The organism is Comamonas sp. (genome assembly GCF_036666375.1).
Classification (GTDB): domain Bacteria; phylum Pseudomonadota; class Gammaproteobacteria; order Burkholderiales; family Burkholderiaceae_C; genus Comamonas.
This window is the reverse complement of record NZ_JAVWWA010000005.1, coordinates 1-4324: the sequence shown is the minus strand read 5'-3', so window position 1 is coordinate 4324 and position 4324 is coordinate 1. Positions and strand designations below refer to the sequence as shown.

Annotated in this window: 3 protein-coding genes and 1 pseudogene; all 4 read left to right on the top strand. The window is 67.2% G+C overall.

The features are described from left to right. Positions 1–209: 209 nt before the first annotated feature. Positions 210–1784, top strand: a complete 1575-nt coding sequence (locus RR928_RS01885) for an acyl-CoA dehydrogenase family protein (RefSeq protein ID WP_332537894.1) — start codon at positions 210–212, stop codon at positions 1782–1784. 59 nt (positions 1785–1843) lie between these two features. Then, positions 1844–3043: a threonine ammonia-lyase gene (locus RR928_RS01880; RefSeq protein WP_332537895.1), complete on the top strand. Its 1200-nt coding sequence runs from the start codon at positions 1844–1846 to the stop codon at positions 3041–3043. A gap of 112 nt (positions 3044–3155) precedes the next feature. After that, positions 3156–3302, top strand: coding sequence for a hypothetical protein (locus RR928_RS01875; RefSeq protein WP_332537896.1), 147 nt, complete (start codon positions 3156–3158; stop codon positions 3300–3302). Between the two features lie 306 nt (positions 3303–3608). Beyond that, positions 3609–4324: pseudogene (locus RR928_RS01870) on the top strand (phosphoenolpyruvate carboxykinase (GTP)); the annotation flags it as partial.

The window sequence follows — 4324 nt, the reverse complement described above, 5'->3', positions numbered from 1 at the left end:
AGGCGCGGTGCCGCAGACAGTGCGAGTAACACGGCAAGGCAACGACGTCTCAAGGGTTTTGTTCGGTGCTCTAAGGGATTTTCCGGGCGCAAGACCCCGACGACAGGCGAACCTCTCCGACAGCGCGCGACGCGCGAGTTGCCGATACTGCGGGTCTGCGGGCAAGCGTTCTACGCTGCTCGCGTCCTACAAGCGCACAGGAGACCGCCATGTCCACCGTCCCGCCACCAGCGCCGCCGTTGATCGCCCACGACGTGCCCCTGGATGAAGCGCTGCAACGCGCCGACGCAGGGCCGGCGCGGGCCGGACTCGACGCCTATGTGCAGCAGCTGACCGAGTCGGAGCAGGCCTCGGACGCGCTGCAGAACAACCCCGCCTGGCAGGCCCAGCGCGCACTGGGCCGGCGCCAGGGTCTGGTCGCCCAGGCGCTGACCCAGCACACGCCGGGGCGCTGGAGCGTCTGGGCCGCGGGCCTTTATCTGCATGGCCAGTTCGCACCCGACAGCCTCGACACGCTGCTGCTGACCTCGGCCTCGCTGGCCGTGCTGCGCAAGGAGCCCGCGCTCTGGGCGCGGCTGGGGCCGCTGCTGCGCAATCCGGATGACGATGCGCGCGACCTGCCGATCGCGCGCAAGACCGCGCTCTGGATGGGCCTGGGCGCGAATGCCGTGCAGTCGATTCAGCCGCTGTACGCCACGCCCACCTTGCTCCAGGCCACACCCGTGGGCATGGGGCTCTGGGGCCGGCAATACCTGCTCAGCGGCAGCAGCCCGGGGCTGGCCGCGCCCGACAGCGATGCCCACCTGCTCAGCGCCCAGACACCTCAGGGGCCGAGCTGCTTTTTCGTGCCGCGCTGGCGCGAGGACGGCGAACGCAACAGCCTGGTCGTGCGCCCGCTGTTCGGCGCGTTCGGGCCCCAATCCGTCGCCGAGCTGCAGCTCAGTGCGGCCAGCGGCTACCTGCTGGGCGAGGAAGGCCAGGGAGCCCTGACGTTCCGCGCCGCCGTGAGCGTGCTGCGGCTGGGCCGCACGCTGGCCAGCTGCGCGCTGCTGCGCCAGGCGCTGGTGCAATCGCTGACACAGGCACGCGGCATGAAAAACATCCCGGCCCAGCCGCTGCTGGACAGCGTGCTCGTAGACATGGCGCTCGAAAGCGAAGCCGCGCTGACGCTGGCCATGCGGCTGGCCCAGGCATTCGAGCGCTGCGATGACGCCGCGGCCGACAGCATTTCGCCGCTCGAGCTCGCCTGGAAACATGTGATGGCACCGGCCGCGCAGTTCTGGGTGGGGCGCCGCGCGATGGAAGTCACGGCGGAAACCATGGAATGGGCCGGCTCCCAGGGCGCGCTCGACAGCCCCCAGGGCCAGACCCTGGCGCGGCTGTTCCTCGCCGCGCCCGCGCAGGGCCGCGGCGAAGGCATGGGCAATGCGCTGTGCCTGCAGGTGCTGAACGCGCTCGACCGACAAAAGCCCGCGGCCCGCGTGCTGTTCGAAGCCATGGAAGAGATCGCCGGCGGCGACGCGCGCATTCTTGCGCAGCTGCACGCGCTGCGCGCCATGCTCGCCCAGCCGCCGGCCGAACAGCAGGCCATGGCACGCATGCTGGTGCAGCGCCTGGTGCTCACGGCCCAGGCCTGCCTGCTGCACCGCGACGCGCCGCCGGCCGTGGCCCAGGCCTTCATCACCACGCGCCTGGGCAACAGCGGCACGGGCCGCGTGCTTGGCGCGCTCGATACCCGGCAAATGGATCTCGAGCGCCTGCTGCACCGGGCATTGCCCGCCTGAGGCCAGGCAGCAGAACCTGCATGCCAGGTCCAGGTTTTCATCTGTGGACACAATGGCCCATGATCAGCCTTCAAGACATCGAGCTCGCGGCCCAGCGCCTGCACGGCCACATCCTCGAAACCCCTTGCGTGGAGTCACGCACGCTGTCGCAAATCGTCGGCGCCCAGGTGTTCCTCAAGTTCGAGAACCTGCAGTTCACGGCCTCTTTCAAGGAGCGCGGTGCCTGCAACAAGCTCGCCCAGCTCACGCCCGAGGAAAGCGCGCGCGGCGTGATCGCCATGAGCGCCGGCAACCACGCCCAGGGCGTGGCCTACCATGCCCAGCGCCTGGGACTGCGCGCGGTGATCGTGATGCCGCGCTTCACTCCCGACGTCAAGGTCGAGCGCACGCGCGGCTTCGGCGCCGAAGTGGTGCTGCACGGCGACACGCTGGACGAAGCGCGTTCCCATGCGCGCGCGCTTGCCGACTCCCAGGGCCTGGTCTTCGTCCACCCCTATGACGACGCCGCCGTGGCCGCGGGCCAGGGCACGCTGGCGCTCGAAATGCTCAAGGCCCAGCCCGATCTCGACATGCTGGTCGTGGCCATAGGCGGCGGCGGCCTGATTGCCGGCGTGGCCACCGCGGCCAAGGCGCTCAAGCCCGGCATAGAGATCATCGGCGTGCAGACCCAGCGTTTTCCGTCGATGGTCAATGCGATCCAGGGCAGCGAGCTGCCCATGGGCCAGTCGACGATTGCCGAAGGCATTGCCGTCGCCTCGCCCGGCGAGCTGACCCAGGGCGTGGTGCGCGCCCTGGTCGACGACCTGCTGCTGGTCGACGAAGGCGACATCGAGCAGGCGGTGCTGATGCTGCTCGAAATCGAGAAGACGCTGGTCGAAGGCGCGGGCGCCGCGGGCCTGGCCGCCATGCTGCGCCACCGCGAGCGCTTCGCGGGCAGGAAGGTCGGGCTGGTGCTGTCGGGCGGCAACATCGACCCGCTGCTGCTGGCGGCCATCATCGAGCGCGGCATGGTGCGTTCGGGCCGGCTGGCGCGCATACGCGTGAGCGCGCGCGATGTGCCCGGCGTGCTCGCGCGCATCACCGCCACCGTGGCCGATGCCGGCGCCAACATCGAGGAAGTCCATCACCAGCGCGCGTTCACGCTGCTGGCCGCGCAGAACGTCGAGATCGAATGCGTGCTGCAGACGCGCAACCAGCCGCATGTGGAACAGGTGCTCGCCAGCCTGCGTGCCCAGGGCATGGAAGCGCAGCGCGTCTGAGCGCCCTGCAAACCTCATGGCTTACCCCAGGCCCGTCCTCGGCCGGGTCTGCTTAAAATAACGGCATCGCAGCCCCAGTGCAGCTTTCTTGAACCACCCACGGGAGCCTCTCATGACCCATCCCCACGCTTCGGCCACGGCCGATGAGCACCCCGAGGACGCGACCGAATCCGTTGTCCGTTACATCCCGGTCGTGCTGCCACTGGTCGGCGCGGTGCTGATGTTCCTGCTGGCGTTCATCGCCGTATACCTCGCCTGAGCCTTTCTCATGGCAGCTCCAAGCCCCGGTCACGGGGCTTTTTTTTGCCTTTTTTTTATGCAGCCCATCTTCACGCAATGCATATCTTGATACTTATATTGCATAGTTTTTTGGACTTCTGTCTGACACAAAAATGCGGTAGCTACCTAGAATGGCGGCTTCCTCTTTGATTTGAGCATCGGGTCAGCACCCCGATGGCGTTGCCTACGACCCTGAAAAAACCTGTTTTCTCAAAGGCTGCCCAGCTGTTTCAACGCTGCCGCGTTGTCTTTGAAAAAACGTTTTTTCAATTAGAAAGCTCCCGTGATGAACGCACCTGCACTGCAAGCCCTGACCATTCAGGCGCCCTCCTATGTCAAGAATGCCCGGCTGATCGCCTGGGTCGCAGAAATGGCCGCGCTGTGCAAGCCGGCCAACATCCACTGGTGCGACGGCTCGCAGGAAGAGTACGACGCGCTGTGCCAGCAACTCGTCGACGCCGGCACCTTCAAGCCTCTCAACCCCACCAAGCGCCCCGGCAGCTACCTCGCCTGGTCCGACCCGTCGGACGTGGCGCGCGTCGAAGACCGCACCTACATCTGCAGCCAGGACCAGGCCGACGCCGGCCCGACCAACAACTGGATGGCGCCCAATGAAATGCGCGCCACGCTGCAGCCGCTGTTCGACGGCTGCATGGCCGGCCGCACGATGTATGTCGTGCCGTTCTCCATGGGCCCGTTGGGCTCGCCCATCGCCCACGTCGGCGTCGAACTGTCCGACAGCGCCTATGTCGCCGTCAACATGAAGATCATGACGCGCATGGGCAAGGCCGTGTACGACGTGATCGGCACCGACGGCGACTTCGTGCCCTGCATGCACACCGTGGGCGCTCCCCTGGCCGAAGGCGAGAAGGACACCACCAGCTGGCCTTGCAACAAGACCAAGTACATCGTGCACTACCCCGAGACGCGCGAAATCTGGTCCTACGGTTCGGGCTACGGCGGCAATGCGCTGCTGGGCAAGAAGTGCTTCGCGCTGCGCAT